This window comes from Pigmentiphaga sp. NML080357, assembly GCF_002188465.1.
Lineage (GTDB): Bacteria > Pseudomonadota > Gammaproteobacteria > Burkholderiales > Burkholderiaceae_B > Pigmentiphaga.
This window is the reverse complement of sequence record NZ_NINW01000053.1, coordinates 1-1,251: the sequence shown is the minus strand read 5'-3', so window position 1 is coordinate 1,251 and position 1,251 is coordinate 1. Positions and strand designations below refer to the sequence as shown.

Sequence of the window (1,251 nt, the reverse complement as noted above, 5' to 3'; positions counted from 1 at the left end):
TCTGACTGCGGTCGAATGCGCGCGCATGATTCCGCAATTGTCTGCCACCAGCATTCGCCAGGCCATGCGCTGGGCGCGGGACGAACGGCGTCTGAGCCAGGCCTGCCAGGCTGTGCTGGAATTCATGCAGCGACACCCGATTGCCGCCACCTGGGGGCGGTCCGATTTGGCATCTTCTGACATGATGAGCATGGAGACCACCAAACGGGTGTGGCAAGCCCGGCTTGATCCTCGGCGCAACACACCTTCCATTGGAATCTACTCCCATGTAAAAGACCGGTGGGGCATCTTCCATGCGCAGCCCTTTGTGCTCAATGAGCGCCAGGCGGGCGTGGCCATTGAAGGTGTCATCCGCCAAGAAAAGCTGGAGACCAGCCAGCTTGCTGTGGATACCCATGGCTACACCGACTTTGCCATGTCACATGCCCGTTTGCTTGGTTTTGATCTTTGCCCGCGGTTGAAGGAACTCAAACAGCGCCACCTCTTTGTGCCACGCGGCACCAAAGTGCCCGCAGAAATCGCTGCGGTGTGCGAAGCCAATGTCGACGTCGCTTTGATCGAAAAGCATTGGGATAGTCTGGTGCACCTGGCAGCCTCGGTCATGAGCGGACATGCCAGTGCGGTGGCAGCTCTTGCGCGGTTCGGTTCTGCCGCCCAGGGCGATCCAATCTATGAGGCTGGCGTGCAATTGGGGCGGTTGCTGCGTACGGCGTTTTTGGCTGACTACTTTGTCAAGGACGCTTTCAGGAACGAGTTGCGCCGGGTGCTCAATCGGGGCGAGGCTGTTAACGCCCTCAAGCGCGCCATTTATACCGGCCGGATCAGCCCGGCGCAGGCCAAACGTGTCGATGAAATGCAGGCTGTGGCCGATGCGTTGAGCCTGATGGCCAACATCGTGATGGCGTGGAATACCTCACAGATGCAGGCGGTCCTGGATCGCTGGTCGAACCGCCGCCAGGTCATTCCACCGGAACTGATCGGGAAGATTGCGCCCACCAGGCTGGAGAGCATCAACTTGCGGGGTGTGTTTCGCTTCCCGGTTGACCGCTATGCTGACCAAATCCTGCCTTCGCGGCCAAATGCATCGATAACTGGCACCAATGGATGAAACCGACCACGGTTTGACGCCACGAATCGCAGATTTGAAAGTGAACAGGAAAGTCAATGAAATCAACGATCTACCAACACCACCTCCGCGCCAGTGCTAGCTTTTCGTACCGTCACTTATTGCACTGAAAACGAGGAGACCCC

Annotated in this window: 1 protein-coding gene; it reads left to right on the top strand. The window is 58.2% G+C overall.

All coding sequences use genetic code 11. The features are described 5' to 3' along the window. On the top strand, positions 1-1,108 hold a 1,108-nt coding region (locus tag CDO44_RS26175; protein WP_144389598.1), incomplete at its 5' end, for a Tn3 family transposase. Between the last annotated feature and the right edge of the window lie 143 nt (positions 1,109-1,251).